Source organism: Neorhizobium sp. SHOUNA12A, assembly GCF_023006505.1.
Classification (GTDB): Bacteria; Pseudomonadota; Alphaproteobacteria; order Rhizobiales; family Rhizobiaceae; genus Neorhizobium.
Window position 1 is genome coordinate 121497 of record NZ_JALBGV010000006.1, and the last position, 21806, is coordinate 143302.

Consider the following 21806-nt stretch of genomic DNA (forward strand, 5'->3'; position numbering starts at 1 on the left):
ACTCGCGGCAAAGTTAAGAAAAATTTACCATTCACCTCTGGTTCAGGAGAAATGAAGGATCATTTCTTCACAAGGAGAATCAGAGGAGGTGAATTATGAAGAAAAAGCTCGCCGTCGCCGTTTTATCCCTGATTACGGCCTTTAGCGGTGTCGTTCCGGCCCAGGCTTTCCCGTCGATCGCCGCCCCGAGGATCGAAGCGTCCCAGGATATCCAGCAGGTACAGTACTGGCGCGATCGTGACGGCTGGGAAGGCCGCCGCTATTACCGCGACCGCTACGATGGCGACCGCTATTACCGCCGCCATCGCCGTGGCCCGGATGCCGGTGCGATCATCGGAGGGCTTGCCCTTGGCGCGATCATCGGCGGCGCGCTGGCCCAGCCGCGTTATGCACCGAGATACGCTCCGCGTTACTACCGACCGCGCTACTACGCCCCCCGGCGTTATGTCGGTGGCAATGCACATGTAAACTGGTGCTATGCCCGCTACCGGTCCTACAGGGCCTACGATAACACGTTCCAGCCCTATTACGGCCCGCGTCAGCAGTGCTATTCGCCCTACTGACATCCGTTGAACCGGATAACAACGTCAGCCTGCCCTGCCAATCCGGTGGGGCGGGTAAATCACGTGGGGAAGTCCCGGTTCTCGGAAAAGGTTTTTGATCTGACTGAGATTTCAAGGGGATTTAATTGGTCGGGGCGGCCGGATTTGAACCGACGACCCCTTGACCCCCAGTCAAGTGCGCTACCGGGCTGCGCTACGCCCCGACCTGCTCAATGAGCATGTTTTCCCTAGTCGCTCCGCTTTGCCGGCGCAAGCTCAAAATCCTTCGATCGGAAGAAAAAGAGGGTGGTCGGCATAAGAACGCGCCGGTGAACATAAAAGCCGCGTCCGAACTCGGGCATCGCGAAAGCCTTCGTCGTGGGCAGCGGCACGGGCATCACCGAGGCTGCAGCCGCGGTTAACCGCTCGGAAGACCAACTATAAGGGGATTGCAGAGATTTCTGCGGAAGATAATCTTAGATATAAAACGAAGTTGCGCATGCTGGAAACTTCGGCATGAAGGCGGGCTAAAAGATTAGCTGCGGTATCTATGTAATGCTTAGCGAAAACGCGGCGCCCGGCTTGCATTCATCAAGAGTTCTTGCTGAGACGCAAAAGGTCCGAGAAGTTTCAGAAGGCGGATTTCTTCGTCTTGATCGATACGATAGCGCTTTGCGAACTCCGCAACGCTCCAGACTTTCTTCAAGCCTTTACTATCGATATCGTCGAGATTCATATGCGTCGACATAAGTATCCCCTTTTCTTGCTTGTTCGAACCTAAACTCGCGTGGCAAATTTTGTTCCGGACAACTCTGAGCTTCTATCGTTAATAATGTATCCTCTAACGAACCCTCACTTTTCTTGGACTTTAATACCATTCTGGCCGATGCTGAGCTCGACGCCTCTGGGCTTGGTTTCTTCGCGATAGACGTAAAAACCGAGGCCGACGACGGCGACAAGCAAGGCGCCGATAATGAGATAAAGGTTATTGATGCGTGTCATGCGTACCCCCTGCACGTTGTCTGGCGGCGGGGAAACGCGTGAGATCTCAAAGAGTTCCCGCGCTGCAGCGATTTCAGTCGTCGTTTGCGGCGTTGAGGTTCTGGGGGCGGATTCCCTCGTCGTGAAACTGCTGGCGCAGCCTGAGCCCCGGCCCGGCGCCCGCATCGTCCTCACCCGCGCCGAGGAAAAGCACGCCCTTCGACTCGAAGATTGAACGCAACCGATCGGTGACGCCGGCGTTTGCGAAGACTTGCGAGGCCTCGGCTTCTTCGATCGCAGATTTGGAAAGCCCTGACGCGGCGGCCAACTCCTCCACCGTCATTCCTGTCATCGCGCGTGCGGCGCGGAGTTGAGAAACCGTCAGCATGATAGGGAATCTGGAGCGCTGGGCGCCGAAGTCAAGCGGCGTTGTCGGCCGCAGAGCAGGATCGTCGCTGCGATCGGATGAAACGATGTTCCAGCGCCACGCAGCCCCAGACGATGCCGAGCAGGAGGTAGAAATGCCGCCAGTGGTCGGTGTCGATGACGTTGCCGATGATCGCATGGCCCAATATCATCACCCAGGCGATCATCAGATAGGCCTGCCACGGGCGTTCGCGCAGCATGTAGCGGAAGCCAAACCACAGCGTCGACCAGATCATGATCTGATAGGTGATCGCGCCGAGCCAGCCATAGGTGGTGAGTGTCTTCAGCCAGATATTGTGCTCGTCCTCGCCGAAGATCTTGCCAAAGGCCATCGGCCCCAGCCCGAGCGGCCGTTCCATGGCCATCAGGAAGCCGATCTTGTGGCGCTCGAAACGGCCAAGGCGGGCGCCGTCATAGTCCTGCACCAGCTTGGCGCGGTTCGTGAACAGGTCGGAAACCTGCGGGAACTGCAGCGCGATCGCCAGGGCGAGGACGAGGAATATCGCAGCACCTCCGGCGATCGCCAGGATCTTGAACCGGAAGGCGGTCGTGCGCTCCTTGAGGAGCATGACGATCACCAGAGCGACGCCGGCAAATATCAGAAGGCCCCAGGCGGCGCGCGAGAAGGACAGGAAGATGCCGAGCGCCAGGATGAGGATGCCGGCGATCAGCAGCGGCGCTTTTATCAGCGGTCCGGTCAGCAACCGGTAGAGGAGGTAGAGGAGGGGGGCGACGAGATAGGGGCCGAAGACATTCGGGTCCTGGAAGGCACCCATGGCGCGATTATAGCGGGTGAACACATGCGAGCCCGGAAAGGCGTTGAAATAGCCGAGAACGCCGAGCAGCGAGGTGATGATTGCAGCGATGACCCAGGCCTTGAAGATCAGGTTCAGGCGCCGGTGGTCGTTCTCGATGATCGCCGCATAAAAGACCGAACTCAGCGCCAGGAAGGTGGAGACGGCGAAATACATCGGCGCCTCGCTCATGTCCTTCATGACGAACATGGAGAACAGGCCGCTCATGTTGAACGTCAGCATCATCACCAGAAGCGGTCCGACGGTACGCGATATCTTCAGGCCGAGCAGGAACCAGATGCCGATCTGGATTACCATGATCAGTTCGTAAGGCGCAGGTTCGGAAATGACGAAGCCGGAAAGGAAGACGCCAAAAGCGATCAGGCCGGAACCGGCCAGCTTTACGGCCGCCAGCCGGCTGTCGAAACCCACCGGGTGGCCGCCTGCGCGGTTATAGTCGAGCGTGCTCAATAGGCATTGTCCGTGTTGAGCAGCCGGATCGGCGTCAGGAACAGGATCTTGAGGTCGAAGAGCAGCGACCAGTTCTCTATATAATCGAGGTCGTAGGCCGTGCGGGCACGGATCTTCTCGTCGCTGTCGAGCTCGCCACGCAAGCCGTTGATCTGCGCCCAGCCGGTGACGCCCGGCTTGACGCGGTGGCGGGCGAAATAGCTCTCGACTACGTCGACATATTTGCGCGTGCCCGTCTGGGCGAGCACCGCATGTGGGCGCGGTCCGACGAGCGAAAGCTGGCCGCGCAGCACGTTGAACAGCTGCGGCAGTTCATCGATCGAGGATTTGCGCAGGAAGCGACCGACCGGGGTGACGCGCGGGTCGCCCTTGGTGACCGCCTTGATTGCGGTCTGGTCGCCGAGGTCGGTGTACATTGAACGGAACTTCAGGACGTCGATGATCTCGTTGTTGAAGCCGTGGCGCTTCTGGCGGAACAGGATCGGCCCCTTTGAGGTCGCCTTCACGGCGATTGCCGCAGCCAGCATGATCGGCCAGGTGAGAAGGAGGCCGACAACCGAAAAGACGATGTCGAAGACGCGCTTGGCGACCGAGTCCCAGTCGCGGATCGGCTTGTCGAAAATGTCGAACATCGGTACCGCGCCCACATGCGAATAGGAGCGGGGGCGGAAACGCAGGCGATTGGCATGGGCGGCAAGGCGGATATCGACCGGCAATACCCAGAGCTTGCGCAGCAGCTGCAGGATGCGGGCCTCGGCCGTTGCAGGCAGCGCGATGATCAGCATGTCGATGCGGGCAAGGCGGGCGAATTCGATAAGCTCGGCGAAGGTCCCGAGCTTCGGATAGCCGGCGACGACGGTCGGCGAGCGTTCGCTGTTGCGATCGTCGAAAATGCCGCAGATGCGGATGTCGTTGTCGGGCTGCTGTTCGAGCTGGCGGACAAGCTGCTTGGCCGGTTCACCGCCGCCGACGATGATGGCGCGACGCTCCATCACGCCATTGCGCCCCCAGTGACGGATGGCAAAGGCGGTGAGCTGCCGTTCGAGGAAGAGGAACGCGGCGCTGGTGACGAACCAGGCGATAAAGCCGGAAAGCGGATAGGGCTCGTGTTCGACGAGGAAAAGGGTGGACGCCGTCAGCAGAAAACCGATCGTCCAGCAGACGAAAACACGTTTGGCGGCGCGCGAGGCGCCACGCAGCGAGGGGATCTGATAGGTATCGGCCACCTGCAGAAGCAGGACCGTGAGTGTCGAGCCCCAGGCGACGAGGGCGAAGCGGGCGAAAAAGCCGGTGAGATCAATCGGTGCGAAAAGCGCCCCGACGCCAAGGCCGATCCCGAGCATGGCCAGCAGCTCGAACAACCGGAACTGGCCGATCAGCATCGTCGGCGAATAGCTATCGTTGCGGAACTGCTCTGCAATCTGGCGCGCAAACGGATTGAGCACCGTGGCGTTCACCGGATCATGCTTTTCGTCGGCAGCTCGGAGTTCCGAAACCTTCTTGCGAAGGCTTTCGACATCGAACTGCTCGGACTTGTTCGGCTGGTTCATGGACCGATCCCTTTGGCCTTCCGGGGCCGGCGGCGCTGGAAGCCCCGGTAACGCTGGAAGCAATGGGAAACGCATACCAAAAAGAGGTGAAGGAAGCCTTTAGCCGCGCCCCGAATCCGGTCTCGAACCTGTCAGATCTTGATACAGGCCGAGCATTTCGCGGGCCATGACCGAGGCGGAAAACACCGCCTTGAAGGCCTCCGGTTTCGGCATCACCGCATCCTGCCAGCCGGGCGTCGTGACCGCTTGCGTCATGACGCGGGCGAGATCATCGGCATCGCCGGGGATGGCAAGGGCAGCACTCGCCTCGCCGAGCACTTCCGGAATGCCGCCGACCCGGGAGGCGATCACCGGCTTGCCGGCCGCCAGCGCCTCGAGCACGATATAGGGCATCGCTTCGGCACGGGATGGGACGACGACGATCTTCGCCATGGCGAACGCGTCGCGCGCCGGCATGGCCGGCTTCATCTGGATGCGCCGGCCAAGCCCGCGCTCGGCCATCATCGCCTCATAGCGGTCGCGATCAGGGCCGTCGCCGACCATCAGCGCCGAAAGCGGATGACCGACCGCCCTTTCGGTGCGGGCGAAGGCGTCGATGAACACATCCGGCCCCTTGAGGTCGCGCAGCATGCCAATATAGAGGAAATGCGGTGCCCCGTGGTCGGCGCCGATGGTTTCGAACTCGGCGTCCTTGATACCGTTGTAGATCACCTGGGAGACTTTTCGCGGCTTGCCGACCTTGGCCTCGTAGGTGCGCCGTTCGTAGTCGCAGACGAACACCAGCGCGTCCCCGAAATGCTCCTGGAAGCGTTCCAGCCGCAGCACGGCCTGGCCGGAAAGGCTGGACCGGCTGAAATGCAGGCTGCCGCCATGCGGCGAATAGAGGCGGGCTACGCGATACTTGTTGACCCGCAGGGCTGAGCCGATCAGCCGGGCAATGGCGCCACCCTTGGCGCCGTGCCCGTGCAAAATGTCCGGCTGCAAGCTCTTGATATGTCTGTAACTCTTGTAGATCGCCACGAAATCGGAAGGCGCAATTGCGCGGCGCATCGGAATACGGGTGAGGCCGAGCGAAAGATGCGGCCTGATGCTGTCGAAGAGACGATCCTCATGCGCTCCACCGGTCGAGCTGTCGCACAGGATGCCGACCTCGTGGCCGGCCGCCCGGTGCTCCTCGACCAGATCGCGCACATGGCGGAAGATCCCGCCGACGGGCGACCTGAAGCAGTGGAGTATCCGCAAGGGAGCGCTATCCGCCATGGACCGGTCAGAACAGCCGCTCGCGGACGTAGATCGTGTCGCCGGCAAGCACCGTGGAAGAGATGACGGTGCGGCCGGTGATCACCTGGCCATTGATCTTGCGGGTGACGTCGACGTCGCGCTGGTTGCCGCGCGAGGTGAAACCGCCGGCGATCGCGATTGCGTTCTGGGCAGTCATCCCCGGCACGTAGGAATATTGCCCCGGCCGGCCGACTTCGCCCATGACGAAGACGGGACGGTAGCGGTCGATCTCGGCTGTGACATCCGGATCGCGCAGATAGCCCTGCTTGAGACGGGAAGCAATCGAGCCTTCCAGCGCCGGCAGCGTCTGGCCGCGGGCGACCACCTGGCCGATCAGCGGAAAGGCGATGTAACCGGCCTGGTCGACCGTATAGGTATTGGTGAGGCCGGGCTGCTCAAAGACGCTGACGCGCAGTCGGTCACCGCTGTCGAGCCTGTAGGGCTGGACGGTTGCCTGCTGGAAACTTTTCGGGGCGGGCGCGTAGCTCGTGCAGCCGGCAAGCGCCGTCGCAGCGAGCGCTAACGCCAGCACATGTTTGGCCATCACGCGATTGAAGGGGGCGAAGGACATTTCCGCGTTCGAGGCTCCGGCTGTTCATACCATCTGCCCCCGTTATCGATCCGTTAGGGTTAATGCCCGGTAAAGAGGCCGGTAATTTGGGGATTTTCTTGGAGCTCCGACGCTGTACTTGGCCATTAACCCTCGCGTTACCATGATCCTTTACTCTTCGCCGAAACCGATCAGTTGGAGCGTATCATGTCAGGCGTAAACGGTGGCAATCAGGACGTGGATATCGACCTCGGGCGGGTCATCTCGGCGGTCTGGGAACGCAAGGCCAGGATATTGGCCGCAACGATCGTTGCGGCGGCGGTCGCACTGGTCGGCACCAGCCTGATGAAGCCCAGCTACAAGAGCGAGACGCGGATGCTGATCGAATCCCGCTCGCCCAACCTTTCGGGAGGGGATGCCGCGGCGCAGGCCAACGACCCGCTGCTCGACTCGCTCAACATCACCAGCCAGGCGCAGCTTCTGCAGTCGACCGATCTCATCAAGCGGGTCGCCCGCGACCTCAACCTCGCCAAGCTCAAGGAATTCGATCCGGCCGCCCAGTCCTTCCTTCCCGACCCGCTGGTCCTGATCGGCCTGAAGCAGGATCCGATGAAGCTCGACCCGGAAGACAGGGTGATCAAGGAATTCCGCGATAAGCTGAATGTCTATGCCGTCGAGAATTCGCGCGTCATTGCCATCGAGTTTTCCTCACGCGATCCGAAGCTCGCAGCCGAGATCCCGAACCGGATGGCGCAGGCCTACCTTCAGATCCAGAGCGGTGCCAAGCTCGACACCCATTCCGAGACCGCCAAATGGCTGGAGCCGGAAATCGCCAGCCTGACCAGCAAGGTCAAGGAGGCGGAGAAGAAGGTTGCCAACTACCGCTCTTCCAACGGCCTGTTCCAGACCACCGAAACCAACAGCTTCTCGACCCAGCAGCTCAACGACATTTCGACCGAACTTGCCCGTATCCGCGGCGAACGGGCGAATGCCGAGGCGCGCGCTGAAAACGTCCGAACGGCCCTGAAAGCCGGCCGCGCTTCCGATACGCTAAGCGATGTCGTCGGTTCGCAGGTCATCCAGCGGCTGAAGGAAGCGGAAGCCAACTTGCAGGCGCAGATTGCCGACTCCTCGACCTCGCTGCTCGAAGGCCATCCGCGGCTGAAGGGACTGCGCGGCCAGCTTTCCGGCATCCGCCAGCAGATCGAGAGCGAGACAAAGAAGATTCTCGCGAGCCTCGACAACGAAGCCGAAATGTCGCGCATCCGCGAACGCCAGTTGATGGGCCAGCTCAACGGCTTGAAGGCGGACTCCGCCAAGGCGGGCGAAGAGGAAGTGGGCCTGCGCGCGCTGGAACGCGAGGCCGCCGCCCAGCGCCAGCTTCTCGAAACCTATCTTGCCCGCTACCGCGAAGCGAGTTCCCGCCTCGAGGGCAATTCGAGCCCGGCCGATGCCCGTGTCGTCTCGAAGGCCGTGGAACCGTCGGAACCCTATTTCCCGAAGATCATCCCGATCGTCATCGTCGTCTCGCTCGCCACCTTGATCTTCGGCTGCCTGATCGTCATCGTCACCGAGCTCTTCTCCGGCCGCGCATTGCGCCCCTCCGGCGTTCGTAACGCCGACAATGACATCATGCTGGAACCCGCCGCATCCGCCCCTGCTGCTGCCGCTCCGCTGCCGGTCCACCAGATGCAGGCAGAGGCGGCACGCTTCGACCGGCCGGAACCGGCCCAGGAAAACGCGAGAAATGCGGCAGCGCTCGCCTATGCCAAGATCGCCGAACAATCGCTCTCCGAGAAGGAGAGTGAGGCAGAGGGTGCCGTAGCGGAAGTCGACGACCGCGGCTTCACGATCGGCTCCGTCGCGCATTACCTGCAGCGCCACGATGTGCCTGTGGCGATCGGCATTTCACCGGGTGGCGACGAGGGCTCGACTGCGACCGTCATGCTCGCCCGCGAACTCGCCGAGCGCGGCCGCACTGTCGTGCTGGTCGACATGACCGGTTCCGCCGCCCCGACGCAGATGATGGTGGAAAATCCGAAACTGCCCGGCATTACCGACCTTCTGTGCGGCGAAACCGCCTTCGGCGATGCGATCCATCCGGACCGGTTTTCCGACGCCCATATCATCCCGCACGGCGCTTCGGATCCGGCGCGTGCCATGCGCGGCGTCGATCGCCTGTCGATGATCATAGATGCGCTGGCGGATGCCTATGACCTGGTGCTGATCGAATGCGGTCCCGCCGAGATCGCCGGCATCTCGCGTCTGACCCGCAATGCGATGGCCGAGATCGTCCTGTCGGTTCCGGGCTTCAAGGATGAGGAAGTCGCCGAACTGGTGACGGATTTCGAAGCGGCCGGCTATGGCAATCTACTGGTCATGGCGCAGACCGCCGACCGGCATTCGCCACGTCCCGGAAAACGCCGCGCCGCCTGATTATTCGGCTGCTGGTTCCGTGTCGGAGGCGGGAGCTTCCGGCAGGTTCGGGCACCGGCGGGACCGCCACCGCTGCACCAACGCATAGACGTGCGGATTACGCTTGATCGCAGCCTTCGCCTTGGTCACTCCGATCAAAAGCGGCCGCATCAGCGAACCCTTCCAGGTGAGCGGCAGCAGGATGTCGTACTGCACCGTTTCCTGGGTACACCAGTTGCGCTTGTAGGGCTGGTCGCCGACGCCGAAATCGAACACCGAAGCGCCCTCGCGGCAGGACTGCTCGATCATCAGCCAGAACAGCAATTCGCCGGGGCTCGCCTCCGGGCAGATCGTCTCGTCGATCGAGCTGAACTGGCAGATGACATGGTCGCCCTTGCGCGACAGGCCGGCAATCGCCGCGATGTGCCCTTCGTGCTCGCCGCGCAGCCGAATGGCATGCAGCATGAGCGGCGTATCTGTCCCCTTGACCGGAACGTCCATCAGGTGGTGGAAGAAGTCTTGGATACCGGGAAATTGAAAGACGTCCGGCAGGCCGAACAATCGCAGCCGCTCGCCTTTCTGGCGAAAGAAGATATCGAGCAGAACATGCTTTTCGGCCGGATCGGTCGGGACGATGTGATCATAACCGCCGATCGCCTCGATCTTGCGGCTCTGCGAGCGGAATTTCTTGCGGCGGCTTTTCGCATTGAGTTGCGCCAGCGTCGCCTCGAAATTCTGAAAGAGCGGCAACTGGAAGGAATGGTTCTGGTTTTCGATCGAAGCAAGCGCGGACAGCGGATGCTGTATGCCCCGCCAGACAAGCGGGATATTGTCGAGAACGACCAGGTCCGCCTTGTCGGAGAGTGCGAGCCTTATGCCATAGGCGAAGTTCTGCAGTTCTTCCGCATCGGGTGCGGCGAGTTCCGCATCGAAGAGGCCGGTATTGACGTTGTTGAAGCGGTGGCCGAGCAGACGGGCGATCCGGGCGCGGCGTTCCGGTATGACTTCGAGCGGCAGGATGAAAAGCGTGCGGCCATCGACAACGCCCTGGATGATCGCAAGTTCGCTATGATGCGCCTGGACCCAGGCAAGACACCAGTCGAAACTCTGATGCAGGGAGTTCTTGGAAAGCCGTTCGAGGCGCCGCCACTCGGCTTCAACGGACCGGAGATCGTTGGTCGAAACGAGGGTGAGCTCGGACAATCGTATCGTCCGGTCATCGGTTCCGAGAGGATCCGCATCCTTGATCTGCTCTTCGTGTTGGATCTTCCGCTGCTGCATGGCCTCGCCCGCTGATGCCGTTTTGCCGGCAACATAAGGGGAGGGCGCCAAGAATCAGTTTACCGATGAGCGAAAGCCGCGCGAAACCGCTGCCGCTGGTTAACCGGGGGTAAAGCCGCCTATTCCTTGGGCTTCGGCCCGGCCATCCATTTGATGATCAGCATGGCCGGCAGGATCCAAAGGAGGCCGCTGATCAGGAAGTAGAGGAAATGCACCCACCAGGGTGAAGTGGCGAGCAGCAGCATGGCGAAAGTCGTGGCGGCAAGCGCATAAACGATCACCAGGATGATGATCAGGATCGTACCGATGAAACTTCTCAAACGCGGGACCAAGACGTCTTCTCCTATCCGCGACCGCATGCCGCAAAGCGCCGGGGCTTGTTTTGCATGGGTTGATGGGGCAAAGCAACGCGAAATGCTTGATGGATGCTTGGCCCGCACCCGCGTCCTTTTGGCTTGAGCGACAGGAGCACACCCATGTCGGCAACCGATGCTGTGATCATCGATGTCCTGAACCACACCAAGCGCCGCGAGCGTGACCGCAAGGCCGTGCGCATATGGCTTGGCGTCGTCGTCTTCACGCTGTTCTGTCTGGTTCTGGTGGGCGGCGCGACACGGCTCACCGATTCCGGATTGTCGATTACTGAATGGAAGCCGATCCACGGCGTCATCCCGCCGCTGTCGGCTGCGGAATGGGACGAGGAATTCCGCCTTTACCAGCGCATTCCGCAATATCAGGAGATCAACCGGGACATGACGGTCGACGAGTTCAAGTCGATCTTCTGGTGGGAGTGGGCGCACCGGTTCCTGGCCCGCTCGATCGGCATGGTCTTCGCCCTGCCGTTGATCTTCTTCTGGCTCACCGGCCGTATCGAAAAGCGCTTGCGCGGTCCGTTGGTCGGCCTTCTGGCGCTTGGCGGTTTCCAGGGGTTCATCGGCTGGTGGATGGTGTCTTCCGGCCTCACCAAGCTGGTCAGCGTTTCGCAATACCGGCTCGCAACGCACCTCGTCATCGCCTGTCTGATCTTCGCCGCCTGTATCTGGATCATGCGTGGGCTTTCGCCGCATAGCCGTGATCTTCCGCCGACGGCAAGGTCCAAATGGGCAGCCGGCGGCATCGCCTTCCTGGTCCTCTTCCAGATCTATCTTGGCGCGCTGGTAGCGGGGCTCGATGCCGGCCTTTCTTACAATACCTGGCCGCTGATGGATGGTGCACTGATCCCGAGCGATATTTTTGTCCAACAGCCCTGGTGGATCAATCTGTTCGAGAACCCGAAGACGGTGCAGTTCGCGCACCGCTGCGGCGCCTACCTCTTGTGGGCTGCCACCCTCGTGCACACGGTGATCTCGCTTCGCCTGGCTCCCGGCTCGACCCATGCCCGTCGTTCCGTTCTGCTGTTCGGGCTGGTGACGCTACAAGCCGTCATCGGCATTTCGACACTCGTCATGCAGGTGCCGCTCGATCTGGCGCTGACGCACCAAGCCGTCGCCCTGATCGTACTCGGCTTTGCTGTCGCCCATTGGCGCGGTTTCGTCGGCGAATATCCGCCAGAGACTGCAATCGTCACGCGGACCTGATCTCCCGTCTATCGAATGGAAGCCTTGCCTTAGGCGGGCGGATCGATGTCCGCCTGTCGTTTCTCCAAAAAATTTGCGGCCTCGTGTCGGAAGCGGTGACCGTCGCCCGTCCTTGGGACATAGTTCAATCGGCTTCGGCCAAGGAGAGGGTAGGGTTATGGCAAAGACAATCGCAATTCTCGTCGCAAGGCTGATCTTCGGCAGCGTGTTCGTCATGGCGACGACGTTCAAGTTTCTCGATATGCAGGCGACCGCCGGGTTCATTTCGGGCGCCGGGTTTCCGTTCCCGCTGTTCCTCGCCTGGATCGCGGCGATCTTCGAGGTGGGGCTGGCTCTCGCATTCCTGACCGGCGCCTTTTTCTCCGAAGCGGCGCTGCTTGCCGGCGCCTACGTCATCTTCCTGGCCTTCGCTTTCCATGGCCCGAGCCATTGGCAAGCCAACCAGGCGGAGTTCGGCTTCTTCGTCGACCACTTCACCTTCCTGGCCGGCCTGCTCTTCGCAGCCGTGCATGGCCCCGGCGAGAAGCTCGCCGTCCATCTGGGTTTGAAGCGGACGCTCGCTTAAGCCTGTTGCAGCACACTGTGGACCGCGGCGGCGACGGCAAGCTCGGCGTCGCGGTCTTTCGCATTGCCGTCCTCTTCGTGCCATGCGGCCGAGAGACAGCCATAGGCGAAGGCATAACGCAGAATAGTGCGAACATCGCGGCTGAGCGTCTCAGCGAAGACGGCAGCCATGGAGGCAATGCGTTCTTCGCTGCGGGTGAGGTCGAAGCGGTCGAGCGGATTGGAAAACATGTTGGCGACGTCCATCGCGGCATCACCGATCAATCCGGCTGGATCGATGATCAACCAACCGCGCGGGCCAAGCATGATGTTTTCGTGATGCAGGTCGCCATGCAGCGGCTTGATGTCCCGCTGATCGGCGATCAGCGTCTCCGCCATTTCCGCCGCCTCGATAAAGGGGCCGGCAATGCCGTCACGCCGGTCCGTTTCGGCCTTTCCGAACAGGCTTTTGAAATAGCAGGAAAGCGGCATCATGGTTGGGGGCGGAGCGATGTCGGACGGCCGGTGATACTCCATGAGGACTTCGGCCGCGATGCGGGTGGCTTCCGCGTCGCCATGAGCTTCCAGATGGTCGCGCAGCGTCACCTTGCCCGCATGCTCCATCAGCAGGAGCTCGCCCGAGCGCGCAATCAGCCGAATACAGCCGACGCCATCCCGCCAGGCCATGAAATCGGCCCCGCGAAGACTGTCTTCCAACACTTTGGGCTTCAGGACCTTGACGATATCGATCTCGCCGTCGGCGCGCGTCACTTCAAGGACGGTGCCGACGACGGTATCGGCGATCTGTCTGGCGATTTCGATCCGCCATTCGGCAGGAAAGGAAAAAGGGAAGAGAATGCCTTCGGTCATCAGGCCGAAAGCATCAGGTCCATGTTCTGGACGGCCGCACCCGAGGCACCCTTGCCGAGATTGTCGAGCAAGGCCACGAGATTGACATGCGCACCGCCCGGCGTGCCGAACACGAAAAGCTTCATCGTGTCGGTGTCGACCAGCTCTTCCGCGTCGACGCGGGCAAGCGCCTTGCTCTCTTCGAGCGGCACGACGGTGACGATGTCCTGCCCGGCATAATGCTCGACCAGCACCTTGTGGATGCTCTCCATCGTCGCGCCGTCCTTGAGGTCTTCGAGGAAGAGCGGCACCTGGACGATCATGCCCTGCGGGAAGCGGCCGACCGACGGCGAGAAGATCGGCGCACGGTCGAGCTGGCCGTGGATCTTCATCTCCGGCACGTGCTTGTGCTTGAGTGGCAGGCCATAAAGAAAATTGTTGGCCGAGATCGCATCTTCGCGCGACGGGTCTTCCATCTGCGCGATCATCTGCTTACCGCCGCCGGTATAACCGGAGACCGCGTTGACCGTGACCGGATAACCGTCGGGCAGGATGCCAGCGGCGCGCAGCGGCCGGATCAGGCCGATCGCGCCGGTCGGGTAACAGCCCGGGTTGGCGACATGCCGGGAGGCCTTGATCTTGTCTGCCTGCGCCTTGTCCATCTCCGCAAAGCCATAGGCCCAGGAAGGATCGACGCGGAAGGCGGTCGAGGTGTCTATCACCCGCACCTTGTTGTTGCCGGCAAGCATGGTCACGGCTTCCCGCGAGGCATCGTCCGGCAGGCAGAGGATGGCGACATCGGCGCTGTTCAGGAGATCCTCGCGCATGGCGGCGTTGCGCCGCTCGGCTTCCGGGATCGACAGCAGTTCGACGTCGCGGCGGCCGGCCATGCGGGTGCGGATCTGCAGTCCCGTGGTGCCGTGTTCGCCATCGATGAAGATTTTCGCTGTCATGGTCATTGTCCTGTTAGATCAGTGCCTTGGATTGGATGCCGGATTCAGTTTACCAGCAGGTTGATTCAGAAATTTAACGCAGCCGCACGGCGTTCCGCGCGAAGTCCGAGCATATACATCGCAACCGTCGCCCCCGCAATGGCGGTGATATCCGCATGGTCATAGGCCGGCGCCACCTCGACGACATCGGCGCCGCGGATATCGAGGCGGCCAAGTTGGCGCAGGACCGAGAGGATCTTGGCGCTGGAAGGCCCACCGGCGACCGGCGTGCCGGTGCCCGGCGCGAAAGCCGGATCGAGGCAGTCGATGTCGAAGGTGAGGTAGGTCGGCGTTTCGCCGACGTGATCGAGGATCATCCCGGCGATCTCGGCTGCCATCATCTCCTCGACCTCATGGCCGTAGACGAGGCGGATCCCGAAATCTTCCGGCGCGTGGGTGCGGATGCCGACCTGGATTGACCGGGCAGGGTCGATAATGTCGGCCCGCACCGCCCGCGCCACGAAGGAGCCGTGATCGATACGACCTTCGTCGTCGAGCCATGTATCCTGGTGCGCGTCGAACTGCACCAGCGCCATCGGTCCGTGTTTGGCGGCATGCGCCTTGAGCAGCGGCCAGGTGACATAATGGTCGCCGCCGAGCGTCAGCAGGAAGGCACCGCTGTCGAGGATGACATTCGCCTGGGCCTCGATCGCAGCCGGGGTCTTCTGATGGTTGCCGTAGTCGAGCAGGCAGTCGCCGTAATCGACGACGGCCATCTCGGCGAAAAGGTCGCGCTGGAACGGATATTGCGGATCGTTGTCGAAGATCGCCGACGCCCGCCGGATCGCCTGCGGCCCGAACCGCGCGCCCGGCCGATTGGAGGTCGCGGCATCGAAGGGAATGCCCCAGACGACAGCATCGACACCCGTCAGATCCTTGGTGAAGCGGCGGCGCATGAACGACAGAGCCCCGGCAAAGGTGGGGTCCGACGCGGCCGAGGTCAGGCTTTTTGCAGTGAAGGCATGGTCGATCGACTTTTCCGCCATGGCGTCCCTCCATCGTTAACGTAACGGGAACGTTGGACAATAAGGGCCGACAAGGCAAGCCTGGGCGAGACGAAAATTCCTCCCGTTCAGGAAGCCTTGGCTTCGAAAACCGGCGGAAAATCCCCCAGCGCCTTGGCCTCGCTGATACGCGCTCCGATATCCTCCTCGATGATCGATTCCAGCTGCGCAAAGCTGTCGATGACATAGTAGATCGGCTGGACGATATCGATGCGGTAAGGGGTCCTCAGCACCGTCATCAGATCGAAGGGCCGGAATTCGGCTTCCCTGCCTTCCATCGCCGCCCGCGTCTCGTTGGGGGAGGAGACGATGCCGGCGCCGAAGCAGCGGCGTCCCTGCGGCGTGTCGATCAGGCCGAACTCGACGGTGAACCAGAAGATCCGGAACAGGTGCCAGGAATATTCCTTGCCAAGTCCGACGGCTTTTTCGCCGAAGCGGCGAACGAAATTGGCATAACTCCGGTTGGTGAGGAGCGGGCAGTGGCCGAAGACTTCGTGGAAGATATCCGGTTCCTCGATATAATCGATGTGCTCGCGGCGGCGGATGAACGTTGCCAGCGGAAACTTGCCCTGCGACAGCAATTCGTAGAAACGCGATGGCGGAATAAGGGCGGGTACGCCCTCGACGCCGAATCCGGTGGTCTCGTTGAGGCGCCGGTCGACATCGCGAAGCTGGGGAACCTTGTCCGCCTTCAACCCGAGTGCCTGAACGCCGTCCAGATATTCCCGGCAGGCCTTGTCGGCCAACAGCCTCATCTGGCGTTCGTACAGTTCGCTCCAGATCCGGTCTTCTTCGTGTGTGTAGTGGTAGATGCCGTCTGCATCCGGCAGGTTTGCCGTGTAGGTGCTTTGCTTGGTCATCAGCGCCTCCCGTTGCGTGATGGAATGGCCAGGTGCTCCAGCCGCCGGCCGTCAGATCACCACTATATCTCCGAAAATGCGGGTAATCATTTCAGCTTTGCCGAATTGAGCGTAAATAATGGGAGGATATTTCGGGAGGAGAGGACATCATGAAAGAAAACCTGCAGGCGGCCCGCAAGCTTCTGCAACTCGTGCAGACGGGCGATGGTTCGTCGCTTGCCGAACTGGCGGAGAAGGCCGGCATGTCGCAAAGCACCGCATGGCGCAAGATCCAGGAACTGGAGGCCGAGGGCGTCATTCGAAAGCGGGTGGCGCTTCTCGATCCGGCAAAACTCGACCTCAAGCTCTGCATCGTCGCCCATGTGACGCTGGAGGATCACCACGAGGAGGCGATCGAAGCCTTCGCCACGGTCGTGCGCGACCGGCCGGAGATCATGGAGTGTTACGCGCTGTCCGGGACATTCGATTATATGCTGAAGATCCGGGCGCGTGACGTCGAAGCCTATGAGGCTTTCATGACCCGCCACCTGATGCGCAACCCGCATGTGCGCAACGTGGTCTCCAGCTTTGTCCTGCGCGAACTGAAATCGACGACCGAACTGCCGATATGAGAAGGCCTACAAACGAAAAAGGCGGAGCCGAAGCCCCGCCTTTTGAAAGTCCAAGTCCAGAAGCGATTAACGCTTGGAGAACTGGAAGGAGCGGCGGGCCTTTGCCTTACCGTACTTCTTACGCTCGACCACGCGGCTGTCGCGGGTCAGGAAGCCACCCTTCTTGAGCACGCCGCGAAGGCCCGGCTCGAAGTAGGTGAGCGCCTTGGAGACGCCGTGACGAACAGCGCCGGCCTGGCCGGAAAGACCGCCACCGGTGACTGTCGCGACGATGTCGAACTGGCCGGTGCGGGCAGCGGCGATAACCGGCTGCTGCAGGATCATCTGCAGGACGGGACGGGCGAAATAGGTCGAGAAGTCACGGCCGTTGACCGTGATCTTGCCGGTGCCGGCCTTGACCCAGACGCGGGCGACGGCGTTCTTGCGCTTGCCGGTCGCATAGGAGCGGCCGAGGCTGTCGACTTTGCGGACATAGACCGGAGCGGCAGCTTCGGAAGCCGGCGCGAGGTCCTTCAGGGAGGAAAGATCGGCCATTATCAGGCGCTCCTTACGTTCTTGCTGTTCAGCGATGCCACGTCGAGGGCGACCGGCTGCTGTGCTTCATGGGGATGGTTGGAACCGGCGTAGACGCGCAGGTTCTTCATCTGGCGACGGCCGAGCGGGCCACGGGGAACCATGCGCTCAACAGCCTTCTCGATAACGCGCTCCGGAAAGCGGCCTTCGATGATCTGGCGCGCGGTGCGCTCCTTGATGCCACCCGGGTAACCGGTGTGCCAGTAGTAGGTCTTGTCGGAATATTTCTTGCCGGTGAGGACGCACTTTTCCGCATTGATGATGATGACGTTGTCGCCATCATCGACGTGCGGAGTGAAGGTGGCCTTGTGCTTGCCGCGGAGCCGGTTGGCGACGATGGTGGCGAGGCGACCGACAACGAGGCCTTCGGCATCGATGATCACCCACTTCTTCACCACCTCTGCAGGCTTCTGAACGAAGGTTGACATGTTTTTAACTCTTTCTTCTAGGACCCATGACATCCGAAACCTTCGAATGCAGGGCGTTTCTTGTTGCTTGGATTGCCATGGCTGACGCCGGCAAAAAAGAAAGCGGGCCGAAACGGTCCGCGATCTGGGGCGGCTTATACCGAGGGAGGCCGAAAGCGTCAAGGTGATGGTTTTACGTCGCTGAAAAATAGAATAAGCAAAATCAATGACTTATATATGTGGTTATATGATACCACAGTTTTCTGGGTGAAATTCGCACGCCGTTGACGCCGGAATGCTGGTTCTGCTCATCGTAACCGTTGAGCGGGGGCTCGATTGCTGTCCGGAAGGGCTGTTGGTCTTATGTGCCGATGGGAAAGAAAACCCATCCTCATACCGGGAGTTCCATCCAGGAGCCGCCCTGTCGGAAGCTCGCAAAGACCCGCTGACATGAAAGCGATCTGCGCCATTTTTCCCGCGTATCGCTTGTCTGGTCTACACCCTGGAATTGTGTTTAACGAAAGATGGCGGGCGGGCGCAAATGGCAGAATAGACGCTCTCTTGAAGGTTTTACGACGGATTTCACACATGAATAGCTGTCAATCACTCACGTTTTAAGAGGATCCGCCACAGAACAAGAAAACTGACAAATGTTCAGAAAAATAAATTTGCCTAGCAAAATCTAGTAGCACTTTCTAATTCAACCATAAGATGGTGCTAATATGTACAAGTACAAAAAAGGGGTATTCCGCGAACCTGTGCAGAACATCGCGTGCTAAGCATTCTCGATTTTTTGAGTCAGGAAGCCGACTAAAATCTCAGGCAGCCTGCCTGTAGAGGAAAACAATCTTCTGGGTCGGGTCTTCTTTTGCAGGCACGAACGGGACAGCTCGGTGTGTCGGCCGTCGGCACCGTCGCCCGGTCGGCAAATTCATGGGAGTCGCAGTAGCCGCTATCGATGACATAGCGGTCGTAGAGCGTCATCCGCGCCTTGTTGCGGGACGGGTAACGCAGGATCACCGCGCCCTCCCGGCCGATCGCCCGCTGCACGGCGGCACAGGACATGCCGGTGGAATTGTAGCGCGAGATCGCGGCGGCCGGCTCGCCTGAGAGGAGGGTGCCGCAGGCAATGACCGCAAGGCAGCCGAGAAATTTTTTCATGATCCTCATCCCTTTTGACGAGACGCGGACTTACATAGCGCAGAAGCACCGCGCCGCCAGAGGCGCGTTATTGCGGGAGCCGCCGTCATGAACCATGATCATTACGACAATGCCTATATCGCCGATATCCTGAAGAACACCAGGACCATTGCGCTCCTCGGCGCATCTCCAAATCCCGACAGGCCGAGCAACCGGGTCATGGGGTTCCTGCTTTCCAAGGGCTATACGGTGTTTCCGGTCAATCCCGGCCAGGCAGGCAAGCAGATCCTCGGCCAGACAGTCTACAGGACGCTGGCGGACGTGCCGCAGCCGGTCGATATGGTCGATGTCTTTCGGGCCGCCGAGTATCTGGACGGCGTGATCAACGAGGCGATCGGGCTGGAAACCAGGCCGAAGGTGATCTGGGGCCAACTCAGCGTGCGCGACGACAAGGCCGCCGAAAAGGCGGAAGCCGCCGGCATCAAGGTTGCCATGGATCGTTGCCCGGCGATCGAGTATCCCCGCCTGGTTGCCTGAGGCTGCCGCCTGGGTTCGCCGCCGAGCGTCCGGCTATTTGGCGAGCAGTTCCGGCCGGTTGCGCATGTCGTCGAGCAGGTCGGCGTTGCCGCAATAGCTTGCGAAGTCGGCGGCGGCGCTGCCGTCGGCCAGTTCGCGCCGGCAGCGGGTCTTCTCGCCGCAGTGGACACAGGTCACGTGCATTTCGCGGAATTCCACCGGCTCCTCCAGCCTGGCTTCTTCCGGATCAATGTTGAGCAGCTTCATCAGCGCCAGCATTTCGTCGGCCGCATGCGGGCCTTTGGCGATCAGTTCGCGCAGTTCCTGTTCCGACAAGGCGTTGTCCTGCGCCAGCAGCTTGACGGTTTCGTCGTCGAGGCTGGCGAGAAGCTTGGCTTCGTTGATCGCAGCCCAGGTGGCGGAACACCAGCGCTTCAGCCTGTCGGTGAGATTTTCCGGGGCGGGGTCAAGGGTGGGAATTGTGTTGTCCATTGCAAACTCCTCTCTATTTCCCCGGAGGATAGGTTCCGGAGAACGATATACCTTGATCGTGATCAACCGCCGGGGTCTGTTGGAGCGCTAACGATCAGGCGCCATTTCAAGGGGAGGGACTAACATGCCGACACTCAATCCGGGGTTTTCGACGCTGGCCGTGCATGCGGGGGCGCAACCCGACCCGACGACCGGGGCGCGGGTGACGCCGATCTACCAGACGACCGCTTTCGTCTTCAACGACGCGGACCACGCCGCCGCCCTGTTCGGCCTGCAGCAGTTCGGCAATATCTACACCCGCATCATGAACCCGACCCAGGCGGTGCTGGAGGAGCGGGTGGCGGCACTCGAGGGCGGCACCGCGGCGCTCGCCGTCGCCTCCGGCCATGCGGCGCAGATGCTGACCTTCCACACGATCATGCAGCCGGGCGACAATTTCATCGCGGCGCGAAAACTCTACGGCGGCTCGATCAACCAGTTCGGCAATGCGTTCAAGAGTTTCGACTGGCAGGTGCGCTGGGCCGATACCGACAATCCGGCAAGCTTCGAGCCGGGCATCGACGAGCGTACGCGCGCGATCTTCATCGAGAGCCTTGCCAATCCCGCCGGCACGTTCGTGGATATCGCGGCGATCGCCGAGGTGGCGCATCGGCGGGGCATTCCGCTGATCGTCGACAACACCATGGCGACCCCCTACCTCGTCCGGCCGCTCGAGCACGGCGCCGACATCGTCATCCACTCGCTGACCAAGTTCATGGGCGGCCATGGCAATTCCATGGGCGGCGTCATCGTTGACGGAGGCACTTTCAACTGGTCGAAATCGGGCAATTATCCGATGCTCTCGGAGCCCCGTCCCGAATATGGCGGCATCGTCCTGTACCAGGCTTTCGGCAATATCGGCTTTGCCATCGCCTGCCGCGTGCTGGGCCTGCGCGATATGGGACCGGCGATCTCGCCCTTTAACGCGTTCATGATCCTGACCGGCATCGAAACGCTGCCGCTCAGGATGCAGAAACACTGCGACAACGCCGTTGCCGTCGCCAGATGGCTGAAGGCGCATCCGAAGGTCGCCTGGGTCAGTTATTCCGGCCTCGAGGAAGATCCGAACCACGCCCTGCAGAGGCGGTATTCGCCGAAGGGCGCCGGCTCGGTGTTCACCTTCGGCGTCACCGGCGGCTACGAGGCGGGCAAGACGCTGGTCGAAGGCCTGCAGCTGTTCTCCCACCTCGCCAATATCGGCGACACCCGTTCGCTGGTCATTCACCCGGCCTCGACGACCCACCGGCAACTGAGCGAAGAACAGCTGATCGCCGCCGGCGCCGGGCCGGACGTGGTGCGCCTGTCGATCGGCATCGAGGATGCCGCCGACATCATCGCGGACCTCGACCAGGCCTTGTCGAAGATCTGAGGGAAGGTCTTGGCGTCAGGCGCCGAAACCGCCGTCGATCGTCTGCAGGGAGCCGGTGATGAAGCCGGCTTCCGAACCGGCGAGATAGGCGGCAAGACCGGCGATCTCTTCCGGCCGGCCGTGGCGCTTGATGGCCATGAAACCGTGCATGAAGTCGCTCATCGGGCCGTCTTCCGGGTTCATGTCGGTGGAGGTCGGGCCGGGCTGGATGACGTTGACGGTGATGTTGCGGTCGCCGAAATCGCGGGCAAGACCGCGCGCCATGCCCTGCATTGCCGACTTGGTGAGCGCATAAGCGGCTCCGCCGGCAAACGGCATGCGGTCGCCATTGACCGAACCGATGACGATGATTCGGCTGCCGTCCGGCATGCTGCGGGCGGCTTCGACGGCCGCATGGTAGGGGGCGCGGACATTGACGTCGATCATCCGGTCGACCGCGTCGGCGTCGATCTCCAGCGGATTGCCGAGCGCCAGCGTGCCGGCGCTGATGACCAGAATGTCCAGCGGGCCGGCCTCGCGCACCGTGCCGATCACGGCCGCGAG

The 21806-nt window shown here is 61.3% G+C and carries 25 protein-coding genes and 1 tRNA gene; 7 read left to right on the top strand and 19 right to left on the bottom strand.

What is annotated here, in order from left to right:
• Positions 1-95 precede the first annotated feature (95 nt).
• Positions 96-563, top strand: coding sequence for a BA14K family protein (locus tag MOV63_RS05015; RefSeq protein WP_038541872.1), 468 nt, complete (start codon positions 96-98; stop codon positions 561-563).
• Between the two features lie 126 nt (positions 564-689).
• Here MOV63_RS05015 and MOV63_RS05020 read toward each other — a convergent pair.
• From MOV63_RS05020 to MOV63_RS05055, 8 genes are all read right to left on the bottom strand, one after another.
• A tRNA-Pro gene (locus MOV63_RS05020) sits at positions 690-766 on the bottom strand.
• 335 nt (positions 767-1101) lie between these two features.
• Positions 1102-1290, bottom strand: coding sequence for a hypothetical protein (locus tag MOV63_RS05025; RefSeq protein WP_247032109.1), 189 nt, complete (start codon positions 1288-1290; stop codon positions 1102-1104).
• A gap of 104 nt (positions 1291-1394) precedes the next feature.
• Entirely contained in the window at positions 1395-1544 is a 150-nt protein-coding gene (locus tag MOV63_RS05030) for a hypothetical protein (protein WP_038541876.1), read from the bottom strand.
• 73 nt (positions 1545-1617) lie between these two features.
• A complete protein-coding gene (locus tag MOV63_RS05035; protein ID WP_038541878.1) occupies positions 1618-1911 on the bottom strand; it encodes a helix-turn-helix transcriptional regulator in 294 nt (97 codons plus the stop codon).
• A gap of 31 nt (positions 1912-1942) precedes the next feature.
• Positions 1943-3214 carry an O-antigen ligase gene (locus MOV63_RS05040; protein ID WP_247032111.1) on the bottom strand — a complete coding sequence of 424 codons (1272 nt, stop codon included), beginning with the start codon at positions 3212-3214 and terminating at the stop codon, positions 1943-1945.
• Positions 3211-4764: an undecaprenyl-phosphate glucose phosphotransferase gene (locus tag MOV63_RS05045; RefSeq protein ID WP_247032113.1), complete on the bottom strand. Its 1554-nt coding sequence runs from the start codon at positions 4762-4764 to the stop codon at positions 3211-3213. Before MOV63_RS05045 ends, MOV63_RS05040 begins: the two co-directional genes overlap by 4 nt.
• Before the next feature lie 99 nt (positions 4765-4863).
• Entirely contained in the window at positions 4864-6024 is a 1161-nt protein-coding gene (locus MOV63_RS05050) for a glycosyltransferase family 4 protein (protein WP_247032115.1), read from the bottom strand.
• 7 nt (positions 6025-6031) lie between these two features.
• Entirely contained in the window at positions 6032-6616 is a 585-nt protein-coding gene (locus tag MOV63_RS05055) for a polysaccharide biosynthesis/export family protein (protein ID WP_038541887.1), read from the bottom strand.
• Between the two features lie 186 nt (positions 6617-6802).
• Here MOV63_RS05055 and MOV63_RS05060 point away from each other — a divergent pair, with 186 nt between their 5' ends.
• Positions 6803-9031, top strand: a complete 2229-nt coding sequence (locus MOV63_RS05060; protein ID WP_247032117.1) for an exopolysaccharide transport family protein — start codon at positions 6803-6805, stop codon at positions 9029-9031.
• Here the strand turns inward: MOV63_RS05060 and MOV63_RS05065 are convergent, their stop codons facing one another.
• Complete coding sequence (locus tag MOV63_RS05065) at positions 9032-10291, bottom strand: GNAT family N-acetyltransferase (RefSeq protein ID WP_247032119.1); 1260 nt, start codon at positions 10289-10291, stop codon at positions 9032-9034. It abuts the gene before it with no gap.
• Between the two features lie 119 nt (positions 10292-10410).
• On the bottom strand, positions 10411-10623 hold the full coding sequence (locus tag MOV63_RS05070; protein ID WP_038541894.1) for a DUF2842 domain-containing protein: 213 nt from the start codon (positions 10621-10623) through the stop codon (positions 10411-10413).
• 144 nt (positions 10624-10767) lie between these two features.
• On the opposite strand from MOV63_RS05070, the gene MOV63_RS05075 reads away from it, so the two are divergent.
• Both MOV63_RS05075 and MOV63_RS05080 read left to right on the top strand, forming a co-directional pair.
• Positions 10768-11868 (top strand): COX15/CtaA family protein, encoded by a 1101-nt coding sequence (locus MOV63_RS05075; protein ID WP_247032121.1) that lies wholly within the window; start codon positions 10768-10770, stop codon positions 11866-11868.
• Between the two features lie 157 nt (positions 11869-12025).
• Positions 12026-12433 (top strand): DoxX family protein, encoded by a 408-nt coding sequence (locus tag MOV63_RS05080; RefSeq protein ID WP_038541898.1) that lies wholly within the window; start codon positions 12026-12028, stop codon positions 12431-12433.
• Here MOV63_RS05080 and MOV63_RS05085 read toward each other — a convergent pair.
• The 4 genes from MOV63_RS05085 to MOV63_RS05100 all read right to left on the bottom strand — a co-directional run bounded on the left by MOV63_RS05085 (position 12430) and on the right by MOV63_RS05100 (position 16116).
• Positions 12430-13281 carry an aminoglycoside phosphotransferase family protein gene (locus MOV63_RS05085; protein WP_247032123.1) on the bottom strand — a complete coding sequence of 284 codons (852 nt, stop codon included), beginning with the start codon at positions 13279-13281 and terminating at the stop codon, positions 12430-12432. The genes MOV63_RS05080 and MOV63_RS05085 overlap by 4 nt on opposite strands.
• The gene (argC, locus tag MOV63_RS05090; RefSeq protein ID WP_247032125.1) at positions 13281-14213 is read right to left on the bottom strand and encodes an N-acetyl-gamma-glutamyl-phosphate reductase; all 933 of its coding nucleotides are present in this window, start codon (positions 14211-14213) and stop codon (positions 13281-13283) included. Before argC ends, MOV63_RS05085 begins: the two co-directional genes overlap by 1 nt.
• Before the next feature lie 65 nt (positions 14214-14278).
• A complete protein-coding gene (gene speB, locus MOV63_RS05095) occupies positions 14279-15238 on the bottom strand; it encodes an agmatinase (RefSeq protein ID WP_247032127.1) in 960 nt (319 codons plus the stop codon).
• Between the two features lie 86 nt (positions 15239-15324).
• Positions 15325-16116, bottom strand: coding sequence for a phenylalanine 4-monooxygenase (locus MOV63_RS05100; protein ID WP_038541907.1), 792 nt, complete (start codon positions 16114-16116; stop codon positions 15325-15327).
• A gap of 149 nt (positions 16117-16265) precedes the next feature.
• On the opposite strand from MOV63_RS05100, the gene MOV63_RS05105 reads away from it, so the two are divergent.
• A complete protein-coding gene (locus MOV63_RS05105; protein ID WP_038541909.1) occupies positions 16266-16727 on the top strand; it encodes an Lrp/AsnC family transcriptional regulator in 462 nt (153 codons plus the stop codon).
• Positions 16728-16793: 66 nt separating this feature from the next.
• Here the strand turns inward: MOV63_RS05105 and rpsI are convergent, their stop codons facing one another.
• The 3 genes from rpsI to MOV63_RS05120 form a co-directional block, all read right to left on the bottom strand.
• Positions 16794-17261 carry a 30S ribosomal protein S9 gene (gene rpsI / locus MOV63_RS05110; protein WP_037080614.1) on the bottom strand — a complete coding sequence of 156 codons (468 nt, stop codon included), beginning with the start codon at positions 17259-17261 and terminating at the stop codon, positions 16794-16796.
• A gap of 2 nt (positions 17262-17263) precedes the next feature.
• On the bottom strand, positions 17264-17728 hold the full coding sequence (rplM, locus tag MOV63_RS05115) for a 50S ribosomal protein L13 (protein ID WP_037080613.1): 465 nt from the start codon (positions 17726-17728) through the stop codon (positions 17264-17266).
• Between the two features lie 789 nt (positions 17729-18517).
• Complete coding sequence (locus MOV63_RS05120; protein WP_247032129.1) at positions 18518-18868, bottom strand: hypothetical protein; 351 nt, start codon at positions 18866-18868, stop codon at positions 18518-18520.
• Positions 18869-18955: 87 nt separating this feature from the next.
• Here MOV63_RS05120 and MOV63_RS05125 point away from each other — a divergent pair, with 87 nt between their 5' ends.
• Positions 18956-19384 carry a CoA-binding protein gene (locus tag MOV63_RS05125; RefSeq protein WP_247032131.1) on the top strand — a complete coding sequence of 143 codons (429 nt, stop codon included), beginning with the start codon at positions 18956-18958 and terminating at the stop codon, positions 19382-19384.
• Between the two features lie 33 nt (positions 19385-19417).
• Here the strand turns inward: MOV63_RS05125 and MOV63_RS05130 are convergent, their stop codons facing one another.
• Positions 19418-19855 carry a DUF6455 family protein gene (locus tag MOV63_RS05130; protein WP_247032134.1) on the bottom strand — a complete coding sequence of 146 codons (438 nt, stop codon included), beginning with the start codon at positions 19853-19855 and terminating at the stop codon, positions 19418-19420.
• A gap of 124 nt (positions 19856-19979) precedes the next feature.
• Here MOV63_RS05130 and MOV63_RS05135 point away from each other — a divergent pair, with 124 nt between their 5' ends.
• Positions 19980-21263: an O-acetylhomoserine aminocarboxypropyltransferase gene (locus MOV63_RS05135; protein ID WP_247032135.1), complete on the top strand. Its 1284-nt coding sequence runs from the start codon at positions 19980-19982 to the stop codon at positions 21261-21263.
• A 15-nt stretch (positions 21264-21278) separates the two neighbouring features.
• Here the strand turns inward: MOV63_RS05135 and MOV63_RS05140 are convergent.
• A partial coding sequence (locus MOV63_RS05140) for an SDR family oxidoreductase (protein WP_247032137.1) occupies positions 21279-21806 on the bottom strand: 528 nt, incomplete at its 5' end.